Genomic DNA, 17,173 nt, shown 5'->3' with positions numbered 1-17,173 from the left:
CGTGGACATGAATCCGTGGCTCAACGCCATGTTCCAGTTCGCCTTCTTCTACCCCATGGTGATGGCGTTCTTCTGGATGTCCGGGGGCCTGTACTACTTCTTCCGCCGTGAGCGGAAGTCGCGGCCGCGCAACGACCCACCACCGATGGCGGAGCATCCGTTCGCCAGCCTGCTTATCCCGTGCCACAACGAATCGGCGAACCTGGACGACACCCTCGGCGCGGCACTGGCGCAGCGCTACCCGGACTTCGAAGTGATCGCCATCAACGATGGCAGCACCGACGACACCGGCACCCGCCTGGACGCGCTTGCAGCGCTGCATCCGCGCCTGCGCGTGGTCCATCTGGACCGCAACCTGGGCAAGGCCAACGCGTTGCGCATGGGCGCGCTGGCCGCGAGATCGGAGTACCTGGTATGCATCGATGGTGATGCCATGCTGGAAGAGTTCGCCATGCACTGGATGGTCTGGCACCTGACCAGCGGCCCACGGGTGGGTGCGGTGACCGGCAACCCGCGCATCCGCAACCGCTCCACGCTGCTCGGCCGCCTGCAGGTGGCGGAGTTCTCCTCGATCATCGGCATGATCAAGCGCGCCCAACGCGTGTACGGCCGCATCTTCACCGTGTCCGGGGTCATTGCCGCGTTCCGTCGCACCGCCCTGCATCGCATCGGCTACTGGGCCGATGACATGGTCACCGAGGACATCGACATCAGCTGGCGGCTGCAGCTGGATCACTGGGACATCCGTTACGAGCCCAATGCGCTGTGCTTCATCCTGATGCCGGAAACGCTGAAGGGCCTGTGGCGGCAGCGACTGCGCTGGGCACAGGGCGGCGTGGAAGTCCTGCTGCGCCACGGCACTTCATTGTTCGGCTGGCGCAAGCGGCGGATGTGGGGCGTGCTGCTGGAATACATCCTCAGCGTGCTGTGGGCCTACACCATGCTGGTGATCATCCTGCTGTGGGCAGTGGGCAAGTTCATCCCCATGCCGCCGTCGCTGTACATCGACACGTTGCTGCCGCAATGGCATGGCGTGATCCTGGCCCTGGTCTGCCTGCTGCAGTTCGCCAGCAGCCTGATCATTGACAGGCGTTACGAAACGCATATCGGCCGCAACTATTTCTGGGTCATCTGGTACCCGATGGCGTACTGGTTGATCAGCCTGTTCACCACGCTGGTGGCGCTGCCTAAGACCCTTCTCCGGCGGCGTGGCAAGCGTGCCACCTGGGTCAGCCCAGACAGAGGTATCAGATGAACGCACATCGCCAGACGACTGCCAGGACGCCGTCCAACCGCTTCGACTCGCGCCTGATCCAGAAACCGCGCAAGCAGCCCCGCCTGCAGCGCACCGCCTGGGGCTTTGTGACCCTGGCGTTCTGGGGCTTCTACTTCTACCTGTGGGCACCGCTGGTCACGCTGGTGTCCTGGTTGCTCGGTGGGCAGCTGGCCTGGCTGCAGCTGTACGAGCGCAAGCAGCACCTGGACCCATTCGTGATCATCGCCCTGCCGGTGATCCTGGCGTGCTGTGCGCTGCTGCTGATCGTTTGGGCCGAATACAACCGCTACCGTTTTGCCGGCAAGGAACGGCGCGGCCCGCACGAGGACGCAAGTCGTGCGGAGATCGCCCATTCGCTGGGTGCCAGCGATCAGCTTGCCGAACAGATGTTCGGCGCCAAGGCCATCACCCTGCACATGGATGAGCATGCACGGCCGCTGGGCATGACCGCGCAGCTGTTGAGGTAACCGGGGTTCGGCCGGGCGGCGCCCGGCACCCGCAGAGGCCGAAGCAACAGCAACAGCCGAAGCAACAGCTGGCATTCCGTGGGATGGCGGGGCGGTATGGGCAGGCAGGACACGCCGTAAACCCATCCATGGGGGCTCGATGGCGCCATCCATGGCGCCAACGGTCCTGCCTACCCACACCGCCCCACCTCTGACAGATTTCCGCAATCTGGTAGATCCACGCCAGGCGTGGATGAATCTCCATCGAAATCGAGTATTTCGACAATTGAACGAAAAGCATCCACGCATGGCGTGGATCTACGTGTCGACCAAGGTCGACACCCACCAGGAGCAAGTCATGCCATCCCGACAGATTGCGGAGATCTGTCGAAGGCGGGGTGGGTCCGGTTGCGGGGGCGTGAGCGCCATGGGCCCGAGGCATGCCTCGGGCGGGTGGGGCAGGACGCCCAACCCCGGTCTTGCCGTGTGCGCAGGACAGCGCACACGAGCAAGGCGCGACCGAGCTTACAGGGACGTACTTGCAGCGTCCCCCGCAACCGGACCCACCCCGCCATCCCGCAGGAACCCCGCTGTTGCCGTTGCCGTTGCATTTGCGGTTGCTTCGGCTGTTGCCGCGGCCCCTGCGGGTGCCGGGCGCAGCCCGGCTGTGACCCTACCTTCGGATCTGGCCTTCGCCGCGCACCACGAACCGTTCGACTGTCAGCGCTTCCAGCCCCATCGGGCCATAGGCGTGCAGGCGCGTGGTGGAGATGCCGATCTCGCTGCCGAGGCCAAGCTGGCCACCATCGGAAAAACGCGAAGACGCGTTGACCATCACCACCGCCGAGCGTAATGCGCTGACGAAACGCTCGGCACTGGCTACGTCTTCAGTGGCGATCACTTCGGTGTGGTCGGAGGTATAGGTACGGATGTGCGCGATCGCTGCATCAAGATCGTCGACCACGCGGACCGCCAGTACCAGATCGAGGAATTCGGCGGCATAGTCGTCTTCGCTGGCCGCGGTGCTTCCCGGCAGCAACGGCTGCGCGCGCTCGTCTGCACGCAGCTGCACGCCACGCTCGGCCAGCGCCTGTGCAGCACGCGGCAGGAACGCTGCGGCAATGTCCCGGTGCACCAGCAGGGTCTCCAGTGAATTGCACGCGGAGGGGCGACTGCACTTGCCGTCTACCAGCAGATCGAGCGCTTTGGCGGCATCGGCACTGGCATCGACGAACAGGTGGCAGACACCCTTGTAGTGCTTGATCACCGGTACCCGCGCGTGTTCTGCAACGAAGCGGATCAGCCCTTCGCCACCGCGCGGAATGGCCAGATCGATCAGTTCGTGCAGCTGCAGCAATTCCAGCATGGCTTCGCGGCGCAGGTCAGTCAGCACCGTCACAGCGGCCGGGGGCACGCCGTTGGCCTTCAATGCCCCGGCCAATGCCTGCGCGATCGCGGTGTTGGAATGGATCGCTTCCGAGCCGCCACGCAGGATCACGCCATTGCCCGCCTTCAGGCACAGCGCGGCGGCTTCGGCGGTCACGTTCGGGCGTGCTTCGTAGATCATCGCGATCACTCCCAGCGGCACGCGCACCTTCTGCACGCGGATGCCGTTCGGACGCACCTCGTCGCGGGTCACCTGCCCGACCGGGTCCGGCAGGCCGGCCACCTCGCGCACGGCGTCGGCCATCGCCAGCAGGCGCGCCGGGTCCAGCGCCAGGCGTTCGAGCATCGCGCTGCCCATGCCTTTGGCGCGGGCGGCGGCCAGGTCGCGTGCATTGCCTGCAAGAATCTGTCCGGCATTGACCTCCAGCGCCTGCGCCATCGCCTGCAGCAGTGTCCCGCGCGCATCGCTGTCCAGGCCGGCAACCACCTGGGCCGCGTCGCGGCAGGCTCGGGCCTGCGATTCGATCTCACTCATCGGCATATCCTGCAGTGGGTTCATGGCAGCACCAGATCGTCTCGGTGGACGACGGTACCGCCGTAGTTGTAGCCGAGCACGGTCTGGATGTCGCGGGTGTGGCGGCCGGCAATGCGGCGCACGTCATCGGCGGCGTACTGGCTCACACCACGGGCCACGCACACCCGGCCGGCGTCGGTGTTCCAGCATACCTGCACCATGTCACCGCGCCGGAACGCGCCGTCGGCACCGGTGATGCCGCCGGGCAGCAGCGATGCCCCCTTCTCGCGCATCGCCTGTGCGGCGCCGGCATCGATCAGGATCGCGCCTTCGGCCAGTGGTGCGTGCCGCAACCAGTGCTTGCGTGCCGCCTCACGGCTGCGTGCTGCATGGATACGGGTGCCGAACAGGCGATCCTGCGCCAGCGCGCGCACCACCTCGCCGCTGCGGCCATTGAACAGATAGGTTTCGATGCCGACACGGCCGGCCTTGGCTGCGGCCTCCAGCTTGGTGCGCATGCCGCCGGTACCGGCGACCGAACCGGCGCCGCCAGCCATCGCCAGCACGGCATCGTTCAACTCGGCCACTTCATGCAGTGGCCGGGCATCGGCATGCGTGCGCGGATCGGCACTGTAGAGACCGTCGATGTCGGTGGCGATGAACAGCGCATCGGCATCGACCAGCGCCGCCACCGTCGCGGCAAGGTTGTCGTTGTCACCGAGCTTGAGCTCATCCACCGAAACGGTGTCGTTCTCGTTGACCACCGGCAGCGCGCCCAGCCGCAGCAGCTCGTTGAGGGTTGCCCGCGCATTGAGATAGCGGCGGCGGTTGCGCAGATCATCATGGGTCAGCAGCACCTGCGCCACCGGGCGTTCGAAGAAGCGCTGCCACAGACCGATCAGCTGCGCCTGGCCCAGGGCCGCCAATGCCTGCCGCGCCGCCATCGCCGCACCGGGTTCATCGGCCCGGGGCAGGATCGCGCGGCCGGCAGCGACCGCACCGGAAGACACGATGACGACCTCGCGCCCGGCCAGCACGTTGGCCGAAACGAACTGGGCCAAGCCCAGCGCGTGGCGCGGCGACAGGCCACCACCGTCGGCGGCAAGCAGGCTGCTGCCGACCTTCAGCACGGCGCGCCGCCACGACGGCAGCGCTTGTTCGGGGAACGGCGATGCAACGTGGACGGCGTGGACAGTCATCAGGGGCGCCTCAGCGGGTATTCCATTCATGGACGCTCAGCGCCGATGCCTGCATCGTCACCAGCGGATCGGTGGCGACGATGGCCTGCGCCTGCGCGAGGCTGTCGAGGTTGCACAGCACATAGGCGCCACCACTGCCGTCGGCAAAGCCGCCGGTCAGCTGCAGCCGGCCCTCGGCCTGCAACGCATCAAGGAAGTCGCGGTGCGGCTGCACCGCGGCGTCGGTGAAGCCCGGCAGGCGCATCGCCAGCACCAGGTAGACGGTGTCGGCCATCAGGACAGCGCCTGCCAGCGCGCGCGCAGTTCATCCAGGCGCAGGTCCGACGCCGAACCCGGCGACACGCGCGCCGCCAGGCTGCCTTCCGGCGTGCGCCCCTGCCCTGCACTGTCGGCACCGGCAGCAGCAGCCTTGTAGGCCTCGCGGAACGGTACGCCCGCTACCGCAGCTTCCACCGCGACATCGGTGGCGTACATGCCCGAATCGATCGCTGCACGCAGCTTGTCATCGCGCCATTCCAGGTTGGCCAGCAGCGCCGGCAGCAGTTCAAGCGCGGCCAGGCCGCGCCCGAAGCCGTGGAAGATGGCGCCCTTGGACGACTGCAGGTCGCGGTGGTAGCCCGACGGCAGTGACAGCAGCTGCTCGATTTCGGTGCGTGCAGCGGCGACGCTGGCATGGGTCGCCCGCATCAGCTCGATCACGTCCGGATTGCGCTTGTTGGGCATGATCGAACTGCCGGTGGTGTACTGCGCCGGCAACGCGACGAAACCGAATTCGGCGCTGGTGAACAGCGACAGGTCCCAGGCAATGCGGCGCAGGTCCAGGGTCGCGCCGCCCAGCGCTTCCAGCGCAGCCAGTTCGAACTTTCCACGCGACAGCTGCGCGTAGATCGGCGAAATCTGCATGCGCGCAAAGCCGAGCGCGGCGGTGGTGTGCTCGCGATCCAGCGGCAGGTTCACGCCGTAACCGGCGGCGGTGCCAAGCGGATTGGCATCGACCAGTGCATGGGTATCGCGGGCACGCACGGCGTTGTCGATGAACGCTTCGGCCCAACCGGCCCACCACATGCCGGCCGAGGACACCACGGCACGCTGGATGTGGGTGTAACCGGGAATCGGCAGATGCTGCTCGGCCTGCGCACGGTCAAGTGCCACCTTTGCCACTTCGGCGCTGACCTGCGCCACGCGCTGCAGCTTTTCCTTCAACCACAACCGGGTGGCGACCAGGATCTGGTCGTTGCGGCTGCGGCCGGTGTGGATCTTGCGGCCGGCATCGCCAAGGCGCTCGGTCAACCGTGCCTCGATCGCCGAATGGCCATCCTCATACTGCGTATCCAGCACGAAGCGGCCTTCGCGGAAGTCCTGCGCCAGCACCTCAAGTTCACGCAGCAACCCGGCCAGTTCGTCGGCGCTGAGGATGCCGATGTGCTGCAGGCCCTGCGCATGCGCGGCGCTGGCAGCAATGTCATGCAGGAAGAACTCGCGATCGAGGATCACGTCGTCGCCGGCGAGGAAGGTCTGGATCTGGGCATCGACAGCGACGCCTGGCTTCTGCCAAAGAAGGTCTGCCATGGGGAGCTCCTGTACGGTTTCAGTGCGGGATCGACGTCAGTTCGTCGATGCCCAGCGCAAGATTGAGGTTCTGCATGGCCTGGGTGGCCGCGCCCTTGAGCAGGTTGTCCAGGGTCGCCACCACCACCACCCGCTTGCCGCCCGGGGCGAGCGTGAAGCCGCCGACCTGGGCACCGTGGCGGCCAGCGATGCGGCTCACCCACGGCGCCTCGTCCACGACCTCGATGAGTGCTTCACCGGCGTAGGCCTGCTGGAAGCGCTCGACGATCTGCTCGCGGGTCTGCACGCGGTTCAACCACAGGTTGGCGGTGAGGGTGATGCCACGGAAATGCGGCGCGACGTGCGGCATGAATTCGACCGCCACGCCCAGCTGCACGGAAACCTCGCGCTCATGCACGTGGTTGGTCAGCGCGTACGGCATCAGGTTGTCGGCCAGCAGTTCAACGTTGTTCTTGTCCGACGGCGAGGTGCCCGCACCCGAGTAGCCGGACACGCCGAAGCACTGCGGCGGGCCAGCCAGCAGATCCAGCAGCGGATGGATCGCCAGCTGCATCGCGGTGGCATAGCAGCCGGGGTTGCTGATGTGCTTCTGTCCGCGGTAACGGCTGCGGGTAAGCTCGGGCAGGCCGTAGTACCAGGTGTTGTCGAAACGGTAGTCGGCCGACAGGTCGACGATCACCGTGTCCGGCTTCGCCGTTTCCAGCGCCGCCACGAACGGCGCGGCCAGGCCGTTGGGCAGGGCCAGGACCACCGCGTCCACGCCCTTGGCGGCAACGGCGTCGGCGTCGAGATTCTCGAACTGCAGTTCGCCCTGCCATTGCGGGTAGTGGTCGGACACGCGCTGCCCGGCCAGTTCGCGCGAGGACACGAAACCCAGCTGCAGGTTCGGATGCGCTGCCACCAGGCGGATCAGCTCGGCGCCGGTATGGCCGCGGGCGCCGACGATGCCGACGGTGAACGAGGAGGAAGTGCTCATGCGTGCGTGCTCATGCGTGCGAATCGAGGCGGTGCTGCAGGTGGCGTTTCACGCCCTGCCATTCCGCATCGATGATGGAGAAGATGACGGTGTCGCGCGGCGTGCCGTCGGGATGCCGGCGGTGATTGCGCAGCACGCCATCCTGCTTGGCGCCCAGGCGTGCGATCGCGGTGCGCGAGGTGAAGTTGAACCAGCTGGTTTCAAACACCACGCTCAGGCATTCCAGCCGCTCGAAGGCATGGCTGAGCAGCATCAGCTTGGTTTCGGAGTTGACCCCGGTGCGCTGCACCGACTCGCCATACCAGGTGTAGCCGATGCTCAGCCGCGGTACGTCCGGTTGCAGATCGTAGTAACGGGTGGTGCCGACGATCTGGTCGTTGGCATCGAACACAACGAACGGCAGCACCTTGCCTTCGGTCTGTGCCTGCAGCGCGGCCTGCACATAGCCGGTCATGGCCTTCGCATCGGGCACCTGGGTGTACCAGAGCCTGGACAGCGCGCCTTCGCCCAACGCGCCGCGCAGGCCGTCGATGTGGCTCATCTGCAGCGGTTCCAGCCGCGCATGCGTGCCGGTCAACGTGGGTACCCGGGTCCAGTCTGCGTGGTTCATCGCGCTCAGCCCTCCAGGCTCGGCGCACGCACCGCGCAGTGGTCGACATAGGTCCTGATCCGGTCGATGCCATCGGCACCGTACCAGAACACCTTCCAATGACCCTGCTTGTAGCAGCCATCGGACTCGGCGTAGTAGAAGTGGTTGATCGGGTTGCCGTTGCGCGAGCGCCAGAACAGCTGCGGGGTTTCCTCGCGCATCACGTTCCAGACCGCGCGGCCAAGCCCTTCGCCCTGCGCATCATCGAGCACGGCGAACTTGTCCAGGTACACGCCCTCGGCCTCATCGGTGAGGATCACCGCCGTGCGGTAGTTCTCGCTGACATACGCGCGCAGCAGCGTGGTCCTCTCGAAATAGTCCGGCACCAGGGTGCGGCCGAAACTGGATTCGATCAGGCCCTTCAGGCGCGGCAGGTCCAGCTCGCTCCAGGCGGTTGCACGCAGCACCTTCTCGCCCTTGCGCACCAGCGTTCCCGAGCCCTTGTGGGTGAACAGTTCCTTGGCCAGGTCGGCCGGCCGGGTGATCGACACCGACGATTCCAGCGGCAACCGGTCCAGCAGGGACTTGATCTGCTCGATCTTCACCTTCATGCCACCGTGGATCCACGGTTGCGCGATCAGGTGGTCGTACTCGGTGGACAGGTTGATCGAATCGATCACGCTGCCCTGCTCGTCCAGCAGGCCGCCGGTACCGGTCAGGAAGATGATCTTGTACGGCTGCAGCTCCTGCACCAGTTCGTTGGCGGCGAAGTCGGCATTGACGTTGAGGATCTGCCCACCGGCGGTCTCGCCCAGGCTGGTGATGACCGGGATCGAGCCGGCACGCAGGCTGGCCTCGATCGGCGCCAGGTTGACCTTCTTCACCTCGCCGACCAGGCCGTAGGTATCCAGGCCCAGGTACTCCGCCTCGAACACGCCGCCGGTGATGGAGGTGGCGCGCGCACCGTTCTGCTGCAGCGCTTCAACCAGGCGCAGGTTGGATTGCTGGAACACCCGGCGCACGATCGCCAGCGCTTCCGGCGAGGTCACCCGCAGGCCGTTGACCGTCTGCTTCTCAATGCCGGCGGCCGACAGTTCCGCATCCAGCTGCGGGCCGGCGCCGTGCAGCACGATCGGGGTCAGGCCGACTTCCTGCAGGAACGACAGCGAGGAGGTCAGCGCGTCCAGATCGTCGCGCAGTACCGCGCCGCCGACCTTGACCACGGCGAAGCGCTTGGCGTCCAGCTGCGAAAAGCGCTTGAGGTACTGGCTGATCTCCTTCGCGCTGGCCATGCTCGAGAGCAGGCGCACGATGGTCTGGCGGGTCTGGCGGTGGGGCTGGAGGGCAGGAGACATTTCGGTTTCGTCACAGGCGGCGGTCGCCGCGTTGCAGTTCCGCCGCGCAGAAGCGCAGCGGCGTTGTAGGTCGATCAGGCGCCGGCGGCGATGATCCGGTGTACGGCGTCGGTGTAGCGCTGCAGCTGCTCCAGCGTCACGAACTCATCGGCAGTGTGGGCCTGGGCGATGTCGCCCGGGCCGAACACCATCGTGGTGTAGCCACCGGCCGAGAACAGCGATGCCTCGGTCCAGAAGTCCACCGCGTTGCCGATCGGCAGGTCCAGCGCGTCGGCCACGTCGCGCGCCAGCAGGCGGCGGTGCTCGGCTTCGGCGATATCCCCCGCCGGCAGGCTGGGGCCACGGAAGGTTTCGGTGAACAGCGCCGCTTCCGGTTCGGCGAAGCCGGCGAAGGTCGCCAGCAGCGCATCGATATCCATCGACGGCAGCGGCCGGAAACCAAAACGCACTTCCGCCGCCGGTGCGATCATGTTGGCCTTGATGCCACCTTCCGCACGCCCGATGTTGAAGCGCAGGCCGGTCAATCCACCGAAGCGTGCCGAGGCCAGCGATTGGACATGGTCCAGCGCGCGGTTGCCCCAGCGCATCGCCTGGTGCAGCGCACTGGCGGCTGCATCCTGCTTGCCCGACGCATGGCCGGCACGGCCGGCGAACTGCATCAGTACCGAGCTGATGCCACGATGGGCGAGCACCGCCTCGCTCATGGTCGGTTCGGCCACCAGCACCGCTTCGTACGCAATGCCCCGGGCCAGGAACGCGGCGATGCAGCGCGGATCGTTGGCTTCTTCATCGCTGGAGAAAAGGAAGGCCGCGTCGCCATCACTGGCATTGGCGGCCGCCACCAGCGCCGCAGCCGCGCCCTTGATGTCACACACGCCAAGGCCGACCACGCGGTCGTCCAGGCGGCGCATCACGTGCGGGTCGGCACTCCAGTGCGGCGAGTCCGGCACGGTGTCCAGATGCACGTTGAACAGGTACTTCGGCGTGCCGCGCACGGCATACAGGCTGACCGCGCCGGCGCCATGGTCGATCACCTCCACATTGAACCCGGGCAGGTTGTCGCGCAGGTAATCGAAGATGCCACCGGTGGTGATCGCACGCGGCGGGTTGCGGGTGTCGAAGGACACCAGTGCCTGCAGGTGATCGAGCGTCTGTTCAAGCATGAATCAACAGTTCCTGTGGAATTCCGCCGGGCATGGCCCGGCATGGATATCGTGCTGCCAGCATCCGCCGGGCATGGCCCGGCGCTACCGGAATGCGTGCGCCGCGCCAACGGCGCGGGGTTGAGGTGGAATGCGTGGTCAACCGCTCAGCGGTTGACCTGCGCGTACAGGGTCGAGCTCATGCCGAACAGCTTGATGAAGCCCTCGGCCTCCTCCACGCCCCAGTCGGCCGACTGCGCATAGGTGGCGCCCTTGGTGTTGAGCAGGTGCGGCGACTTCACCGCAACGGCATCGACGCGGCCGCCACGGGTTTCCAGCACCACTTCGCCGTTGACCTTGGCCTGCGAGGACTTCAGGAAGGCTTCGATGTCCGTCTTCAGCGGGTCGTGGTAGAAACCTTCGTACACCAGCTCCACCCACTTGCGCGCCACGTCCGGCTTGAAGCGGTTCTGCTGCTTGGTCAGCACCGCATCTTCCAGCGCGCGGTGCGCGGCCAGCAGCGAGACCAGGCCCGGTGCCTCGAACACGATGCGGCCCTTCAGGCCGATCACGGTGTCGCCGGTGTACACGCCACGGCCGACGCCGTAGGGGGCGAACAGCTTGTTGAGCTGGGCCAGGATCTGCTCACCCGGCAGTGCCTTGCCATTGAGCTCGACGGCTTCGCCTTCGACGAACTTCAGGGTGACGGTCAGCGCCTGTTCCGGCCACTCGGCGCGCGGTGCGCACCAGCCACGGGCGCCCTCGCCCGGTGCTTCCCAACGATCGATCTCGCCGCCGGACATGGTCAGACCCAGCAGGTTCTCGTTGATGGTGTAGGCCTGCTGCTTGGCGCGCACGCCGAAGCCACGCTCTTCCAGGTACTTCTGCTCGTAGGCGCGGGTCTGGGTGTGTTCCTTCTGGATCTCGCGGATCGGCGCGATGATCTGGTAGTCACCCAGGGCCTTCACTGCCAGGTCGAAGCGCACCTGGTCGTTGCCCATGCCGGTGCAGCCGTGGGCGATGATGTTGGTGCCCAGTTCGGCAGCGCGCTTGAGCGCGGCATCGACGATCAGGTAACGGTCCGACACCAGCAGCGGGTACTGGCCCTGGTAGCCCTCGCCGGCCCACACGAACGGCTTGACGAAGCCGGACCAGATGGCCGGACCGCCATCGACGGTCTGGTGGCTGGTGACACCCAGCTCGGCGGCACGCTTCTCGATGAAATCGCGCTCTTCGTCATCCACGCCGCCGGTATCGGCGAACACGGTGTGCACGTTGTAGCCGCGCTCCTGCAGGTACGGCACGCAGAAGCTGGTATCAAGGCCGCCGGAGAAGGCGAGAACGACGTCTTTGTTTCTCATGGGGGGTATGTCCTGGTAGCGCCGGGCCATGCCCGGCGGAGTGTCTGGAATGCTTGAACGACGTACGGAAATCAGCGGCCGGCAACAGCGGCCATGATCGCCTTCTGCACATGCAGGCGATTCTCGGCTTCGTTGATGGCGATGCACTGCGGCGAATCCATCACGCCGTCGGTTGCCTTCACGTTGCGGCGCAGCGGCAGGCAGTGGCTGAACACGCCGTTGTTGGTCAGGGCCATCTTCCGCTCGTCGACGATGAAGTGCTTGAACTGGTCGCGGATCGGCTTCTCCGGCTCCCAGTTGCCGAAGAACGGCAGCGCGCCCCAGCTCTTGGCGTAGACCACGTCGGCACCGGCATAGGCACTGTCGATGTCATGGCTGATCTTCAGCGAACCACCGCTCTCGGCCACGTTCTGCTCGGCCCAGCCCATGTAGCGCTCGTCGAGGATGTAGTCTGCGGTCGGGCACAGCAGCGTCACGTCCATGCCCATGCGGGTGGCGATGGTCAGCGCCGAGTTGGCCACCGCGGTGTTCAGCGGCTTGGGGTGGTAGGTCCAGGTCAGCACGTACTTCTTGCCGCGCAGGTCCTGGGTACCGAAATGCTCCTGCAGGGCCATCACGTGCGCCAGTTCCTGGCACGGATGGGTGATGGTCTCCATGTTGATCACCGGCACCGGCGAGTATCTGGCGAAACTCTCGAGCACGACGTCCTGGCGGTCGTAGGCCCAGTCGACGAACTTCGGGAACGCGCGCACGGCAATGATGTCGCAGTAGCGGCCGAGCACCTTGGCTACTTCAGCGATGTGCTCTTCGGTATCGCCGTCCATCACCGTGCCGAGGTTGAACTCGATCGGCCATGCATCCTTGCCCGGCTGCAGCACCACTGCGTGGGCACCGAGCTGGAACGCGCCCAGCTCGAAACTGGTGCGGGTGCGCATGGACGGATTGAAGAACACCAGCGCGATCGACTTGCCCTTGAGCTGGTCGCCGAGCTTGTTGCGCTTGAACAGCGCAGCCTGGGTCAGCAGCGCGTCAAGTTCGCTGCGGCTCCAGTCCTGGGTGTTCAGGAAGTGCTTGGGGGACATCATCATTCCTTGCATGAGCGGCGCCGAGGGTCGACGCGGTGGAAGGTGGAAGGGAAAACCGGAAACCAGGGTGGTGCGAAAAGGTTGCAGATGAAGCTTTCAGAACGCGGAAACGAAAAAACCCAGCCGGCGGGCTGGGTTTTTTTCGGACGAACAGCAGAAAGCTCCGGATTACCCAGCGAGAATGTGGGGTTCCGGTCGACGGGCACGCGACGTCATGCCAGTGGCCTGGCGGGCGGCGCTGCTGTCGTGCTGGAAGTCGGTGAGCTTCATTGGTCGGCAATCTTTACATGCGGCCGGGGCCGGCGCAAGAGGCCGGCGTCGCAGAATCAGGGGGTGCCGGCGGCAGCCTGCTCCGGGCCCACCCAGGGGGTGATCGAAACCCGGATCTTCAGCCGGTTGCCCGGGTCTTCCGGCAGCCGTGAACGGTACTTGGTGCCCTTGTAGACATAGTCCACGTCATAGGCGATGGGGCGGCGGAACTCGCGTCCGACGGGCACGATACGACAGTCCCGGGTCAGCATCGGGCCCGTGTTGGCCGGCGCCGGGGCGGGGGCTTCGGCCGGCAGTTCCTCCAGCACTTCCTCGTCGCTGCGCTTGAACATCGAGCGAACCGAATCCCAGAGGCGGCCGATGCGGCCCTTGTCCTCCACCGGCTCCTCGCCGGTGACGTTGACCGGGGCCAGGGTACGGGTCGAGACCGGCTCGCAGTGCTCCTCGGTGCGGGTGGCACGCAGGGTCTGGAACACCGGCTCCACGTTGAGCACCTGGGCGTAGTCGAACTTCACGTTCTCCACGATCACCACCCGGTTGCGGGGCTCGGCCTCCTGGGCCAGGACCACGGCGGGCAACGCCGACAGGCAGGCCAGGGTCAGCAACGCGGTGGTTTTCATTGGCGAAGGGAGCAGGGACACGGCAATAGTGTAGGCAGTGGTGACCGCAAGGGGCTGAACATTACCCGTCCGCGCCGTTCCTGCCCACCCCACCCCGGCCGCCGCTGGCGTCCACCGGTGGCAACGGTCCCCCCAAAGGGCCCCGACACGTTCTAAAATCACAGGCTTGTCCCCCAGTCACAGACCCATGACCCTGCGCCTGCACAACAACCTGACTCGCCAGCTCGAACCGTTCACTCCGCTCGATCCGGCCTGTCCGACCCTGTATGTGTGCGGCCCGACGGTCTACAACTACGTGCACATCGGCAACGCCCGTGGGCCGGTGGTGTTCGGGGTGCTGGCCGACCTGCTGCGACGGCGCTTCGGTGCCCTGCGCTACGCCCGCAACATCACCGACGTGGACGACAAGATCAACACCGCCGCGCGCGAGCAGGGCGTGCCGATCAGCACCATCACCGACCGTTTCGCTGCTGCCTACCGTGAAGACATGGCCGCGCTGGGCGTGGTGCCGCCGGACATCGAGCCGGAAGTGACCGCGCACATGGCGCAGATCATCACCATGATCGAGCAGCTGGTCAGCAGCGGGCACGCCTACGCCGCCGAGGGCCACGTGCTGTTCGCCGTCGGCAGTTTCGAGGGCTACGGCAAGCTGTCGCGCCGCGATCCGGACGAGATGCTGGCCGGGGCCCGGGTCGAGGTCGCTCCGTACAAGCGCGCGCCCGGCGACTTCGTGCTGTGGAAGCCGTCCAGCGACGACCTGCCGGGCTGGGAATCGCCCTGGGGCCGCGGCCGCCCGGGCTGGCACATCGAATGCTCGGCGATGGCCGCCGCTCACCTGGGCGAGACCATCGACATCCATGCCGGCGGCGTCGACCTGCAGTTCCCGCACCACGAAAACGAGATCGCACAGAGCGAGTGCGCGCACGGCGGCAAGGTGTTCGCGCGCTTCTGGCTGCACAACGGCATGCTCAACTTCGGCGGCGCCAAGATGAGCAAGTCGATCGGCAACATCGAGCGCGTCCACGACCTGGTCCGCAGGCATGCCCCCGAGGCGCTGCGCCTGGCGTTGCTGTCGGCCCACTACCGGCAGCCGCTGGACTGGTCCGATGCGCTGATCGAACAGTCCGGCCGCACCCTCGACCGCCTGTACGGCACCCTGCGCGAGCTGGCCGACGTTGCCGCCACCGCAGTGATCCCGGCAGAGATCGAAGCGGCATTGGATGACGATCTCAATACGCCGCAGGCGCTGGCCGAAGTGGCCCGTATCGCCGGTGAAGCGCGCCGCGCCACCGATCCTGGCGAACGCGCACGGTTGAAGAGTGAACTGCTTGGCGCCGGCCTCGCGCTGGGCCTGCTGCAGGCCGATCCGGCGCAATGGTTCGGCAACGCCGCCGGCGACAGCGACGACGATGCGCGTATCCAGGGCTTGATCGATGAACGCGCCGCGGCCAAGCAGGCGCGTGATTTCGCCCGTTCCGACGCCATCCGCGACCAGCTGGCCGCCGAAGGCATCGTGCTGGAAGACACCCCGCAGGGCGTGCGCTGGTCGCGCAAGCGCGGCTGACCTGCCCTGCCCCGTGGCCGGTCCGCCGGCCACGCTCCTACTGTAGAGACTGTTGTGATCGACTCCCCGTTCCCGCTTGAATCCACGGCCGCCGAGGCACAGACGGCCATCGCCGAGGAATTCGGCTTCTTCGGCGACTGGTCCGAGCGCTACCAGTACCTGATCGACCTCGGCCGCAAGCTGCCCGCCTTTCCGGACGCGTGGAAGACAGAAGAGCACCGCCTGCTCGGCTGCCAGTCGATGGTCTGGATCGTGCCGGAAGGCAACGCGCAGTCGCTGCGCTTCCACGCCATCAGCGATTCGGCCATCGTCTCCGGCCTGATCTTCCTGGCGCTGCGCGTGTACTCCGGGCGCTCCGCGCAGGAGATCCTGGCCACCGAGCCCAGCTATATCCAGGATATCGGCCTGGCCCGCCACCTGTCGCCGACCCGCAGCAACGGCGTGGCGGCGATGCTGGCGTTCATTCGCGAGACCGCGCAGGCCCAGTTGCAGCGCGATCCGTCGTGAGCGAGCCCGCCACGGCCGAAGACACCGCGCTGGGCCTGCTGTCCCGGCCCGGTTTCGCCAGGCTGCTGGCGTATCGCATCTTCGCGATGCTGTCCTACCAGGTGGTCGCGGTCACCGTCGGTTGGCACATCTACGAAGTCACCCGCAATCCGTTCTCGCTGGGCCTGATCGGCCTGGCCGAGGTGCTGCCGTTCTTCTGCGTGGCCCCGTTCGCCGGTTACCTGGTGGATCATCTGCCGCGCCGCCGGCTGGGCATGGTTGCCTGTACCGGACTGATCGCCACCGCGTTGGTGCTGACCAGCGTGGCCAAGGGCTGGCTGCCGGTTGAGGGCGTATGGCCGATCTACGCGGCCATCGCGCTGACCGGCATGGTCCGCGCCTTCCTGTCGCCGATCTACAACGCGTTGTTCGCCCGGGTCCTGGCTCGCGAGCACTTCGCCCGTGGCGCCGGCCTTGGCGCCGTGGTGTTCCAGGCCGGCATGATCGCCGGCCCGGCACTGGGTGGCGTACTGGTCGGCTTCGGTGGCAAGGGCCTGTCCTATGCGGTGGCCACGGCCTTCGCGCTGGTGGCGATGGGCTGCCTGGCCACGCTGAAGGTGGAAGAGCCGGTGCATGCCGGCCCAGCCGCCCCGATCTTCAAGAGCATTGCCGAAGGCGCGCGCTTCGTGGTCGGCAACCGGATCATGGTCGGCGCCATGGCGCTGGACATGTTCTCGGTTCTGCTGGGTGGCGTGGTGGCGATGTTGCCGGCGTTCCTGCACGAGATCCTGCACCATGGCCCGGAGGGCCTGGGCATCCTGCGCGCGATGCCGGCGCTGGGCTCGGTGTGCGTGGGCCTGTGGTTGGCGCGCCACCCCCTGCACCGCAATGCCGGTCGGGTGCTGCTGTTCGCGGTCGCCGGTTTCGGCCTGTGCGTGATCAGCTTCGGTCTGTCCCAGCACTTCTGGCTGTCGGCGTTGATCCTGCTGTTCTATGGCGCCTTCGACGGCGTGTCGGTGGTGATCCGCTCCACCATCCTGCAGCTGGCCACGCCGGAAGAAATGCGCGGCCGGGTATCGTCGATCAACGGCATCTTCATCAGTTCGTCCAACGAACTGGGCGCGTTCTATGCCGGCACCATGGCCAAGGTGCTGGGGCTGGTACCGGCGGTGGTACTGGGCGGATTCGCGGTGCTGAGCGTGGCCGGGGTCACTGCATGGAAGAACCCGACGCTGCGGAAATTGAATCTGCGCGATCTGCAATAGAGCGGATTTCCGTGCGCACACGCGCCGGTAGCGCCGGGCCATGCCCGGCGGGCGCTTTCGGCGACCGCGG

The 17,173-nt window shown here is 66.6% G+C and carries 16 protein-coding genes; 5 read left to right on the top strand and 11 right to left on the bottom strand.

Going from position 1 to position 17,173, the window contains the following annotated elements; all coding sequences use genetic code 11:
- Position 1 precedes the first annotated feature (1 nt).
- Together pgaC and pgaD are read left to right on the top strand one after the other, a co-directional pair.
- The gene (gene pgaC / locus K5K93_RS19310) at positions 2-1,255 is read left to right on the top strand and encodes a poly-beta-1,6-N-acetyl-D-glucosamine synthase (RefSeq protein WP_093821197.1); all 1,254 of its coding nucleotides are present in this window, start codon (positions 2-4) and stop codon (positions 1,253-1,255) included.
- Complete coding sequence (gene pgaD, locus K5K93_RS19305) at positions 1,252-1,743, top strand: poly-beta-1,6-N-acetyl-D-glucosamine biosynthesis protein PgaD (RefSeq protein ID WP_093821195.1); 492 nt, start codon at positions 1,252-1,254, stop codon at positions 1,741-1,743. Before pgaC ends, pgaD begins: the two co-directional genes overlap by 4 nt.
- Before the next feature lie 652 nt (positions 1,744-2,395).
- Here pgaD and K5K93_RS19300 read toward each other — a convergent pair.
- From K5K93_RS19300 to K5K93_RS19250, 11 genes are all read right to left on the bottom strand, one after another.
- Positions 2,396-3,667 (bottom strand): glutamate-5-semialdehyde dehydrogenase, encoded by a 1,272-nt coding sequence (locus K5K93_RS19300; RefSeq protein WP_222388759.1) that lies wholly within the window; start codon positions 3,665-3,667, stop codon positions 2,396-2,398.
- Positions 3,664-4,821 (bottom strand): glutamate 5-kinase, encoded by a 1,158-nt coding sequence (proB, locus tag K5K93_RS19295; protein WP_222388755.1) that lies wholly within the window; start codon positions 4,819-4,821, stop codon positions 3,664-3,666. Before proB ends, K5K93_RS19300 begins: the two co-directional genes overlap by 4 nt.
- A 10-nt stretch (positions 4,822-4,831) precedes the next feature.
- Positions 4,832-5,095: a YciI family protein gene (locus K5K93_RS19290; protein ID WP_222388752.1), complete on the bottom strand. Its 264-nt coding sequence runs from the start codon at positions 5,093-5,095 to the stop codon at positions 4,832-4,834.
- Entirely contained in the window at positions 5,095-6,390 is a 1,296-nt protein-coding gene (gene argH, locus K5K93_RS19285; RefSeq protein ID WP_033831569.1) for an argininosuccinate lyase, read from the bottom strand. The genes K5K93_RS19290 and argH overlap by 1 nt, the downstream gene beginning before the upstream one ends.
- A gap of 19 nt (positions 6,391-6,409) precedes the next feature.
- On the bottom strand, positions 6,410-7,366 hold the full coding sequence (argC, locus tag K5K93_RS19280) for an N-acetyl-gamma-glutamyl-phosphate reductase (protein ID WP_032978728.1): 957 nt from the start codon (positions 7,364-7,366) through the stop codon (positions 6,410-6,412).
- A gap of 10 nt (positions 7,367-7,376) precedes the next feature.
- Positions 7,377-7,976 (bottom strand): GNAT family protein, encoded by a 600-nt coding sequence (locus K5K93_RS19275; RefSeq protein WP_093820479.1) that lies wholly within the window; start codon positions 7,974-7,976, stop codon positions 7,377-7,379.
- A 5-nt stretch (positions 7,977-7,981) separates the two neighbouring features.
- Positions 7,982-9,310: an acetylglutamate kinase gene (locus tag K5K93_RS19270; protein ID WP_025876427.1), complete on the bottom strand. Its 1,329-nt coding sequence runs from the start codon at positions 9,308-9,310 to the stop codon at positions 7,982-7,984.
- 74 nt (positions 9,311-9,384) lie between these two features.
- Complete coding sequence (locus K5K93_RS19265) at positions 9,385-10,473, bottom strand: acetylornithine deacetylase (protein ID WP_033831572.1); 1,089 nt, start codon at positions 10,471-10,473, stop codon at positions 9,385-9,387.
- 146 nt (positions 10,474-10,619) lie between these two features.
- Positions 10,620-11,813 (bottom strand): argininosuccinate synthase, encoded by a 1,194-nt coding sequence (locus K5K93_RS19260; protein ID WP_222388747.1) that lies wholly within the window; start codon positions 11,811-11,813, stop codon positions 10,620-10,622.
- A gap of 71 nt (positions 11,814-11,884) precedes the next feature.
- A complete protein-coding gene (locus K5K93_RS19255) occupies positions 11,885-12,895 on the bottom strand; it encodes an N-acetylornithine carbamoyltransferase (RefSeq protein WP_025876421.1) in 1,011 nt (336 codons plus the stop codon).
- 329 nt (positions 12,896-13,224) lie between these two features.
- Complete coding sequence (locus tag K5K93_RS19250) at positions 13,225-13,788, bottom strand: hypothetical protein (RefSeq protein WP_025876420.1); 564 nt, start codon at positions 13,786-13,788, stop codon at positions 13,225-13,227.
- A 187-nt stretch (positions 13,789-13,975) separates the two neighbouring features.
- Between K5K93_RS19250 and cysS the strand changes: the two genes are divergently transcribed.
- Genes cysS through K5K93_RS19235 form a run of 3 tightly spaced genes read left to right on the top strand, consistent with a single transcriptional unit; the run spans position 13,976 to position 17,103 of the window.
- Positions 13,976-15,352, top strand: coding sequence for a cysteine--tRNA ligase (gene cysS / locus K5K93_RS19245; RefSeq protein ID WP_025876418.1), 1,377 nt, complete (start codon positions 13,976-13,978; stop codon positions 15,350-15,352).
- A gap of 54 nt (positions 15,353-15,406) precedes the next feature.
- Positions 15,407-15,859: a SufE family protein gene (locus K5K93_RS19240; protein ID WP_222388744.1), complete on the top strand. Its 453-nt coding sequence runs from the start codon at positions 15,407-15,409 to the stop codon at positions 15,857-15,859.
- Complete coding sequence (locus K5K93_RS19235; RefSeq protein WP_222388739.1) at positions 15,856-17,103, top strand: MFS transporter; 1,248 nt, start codon at positions 15,856-15,858, stop codon at positions 17,101-17,103. The genes K5K93_RS19240 and K5K93_RS19235 overlap by 4 nt, the downstream gene beginning before the upstream one ends.
- Positions 17,104-17,173: the final 70 nt, after the last annotated feature.

Origin of the sequence: Stenotrophomonas sp. DR822, assembly GCF_019793815.1 — a bacterium.
GTDB lineage: Bacteria > Pseudomonadota > Gammaproteobacteria > Xanthomonadales > Xanthomonadaceae > Stenotrophomonas > Stenotrophomonas indicatrix.
This window is presented reverse-complemented; position numbering and strand designations above follow the sequence as displayed.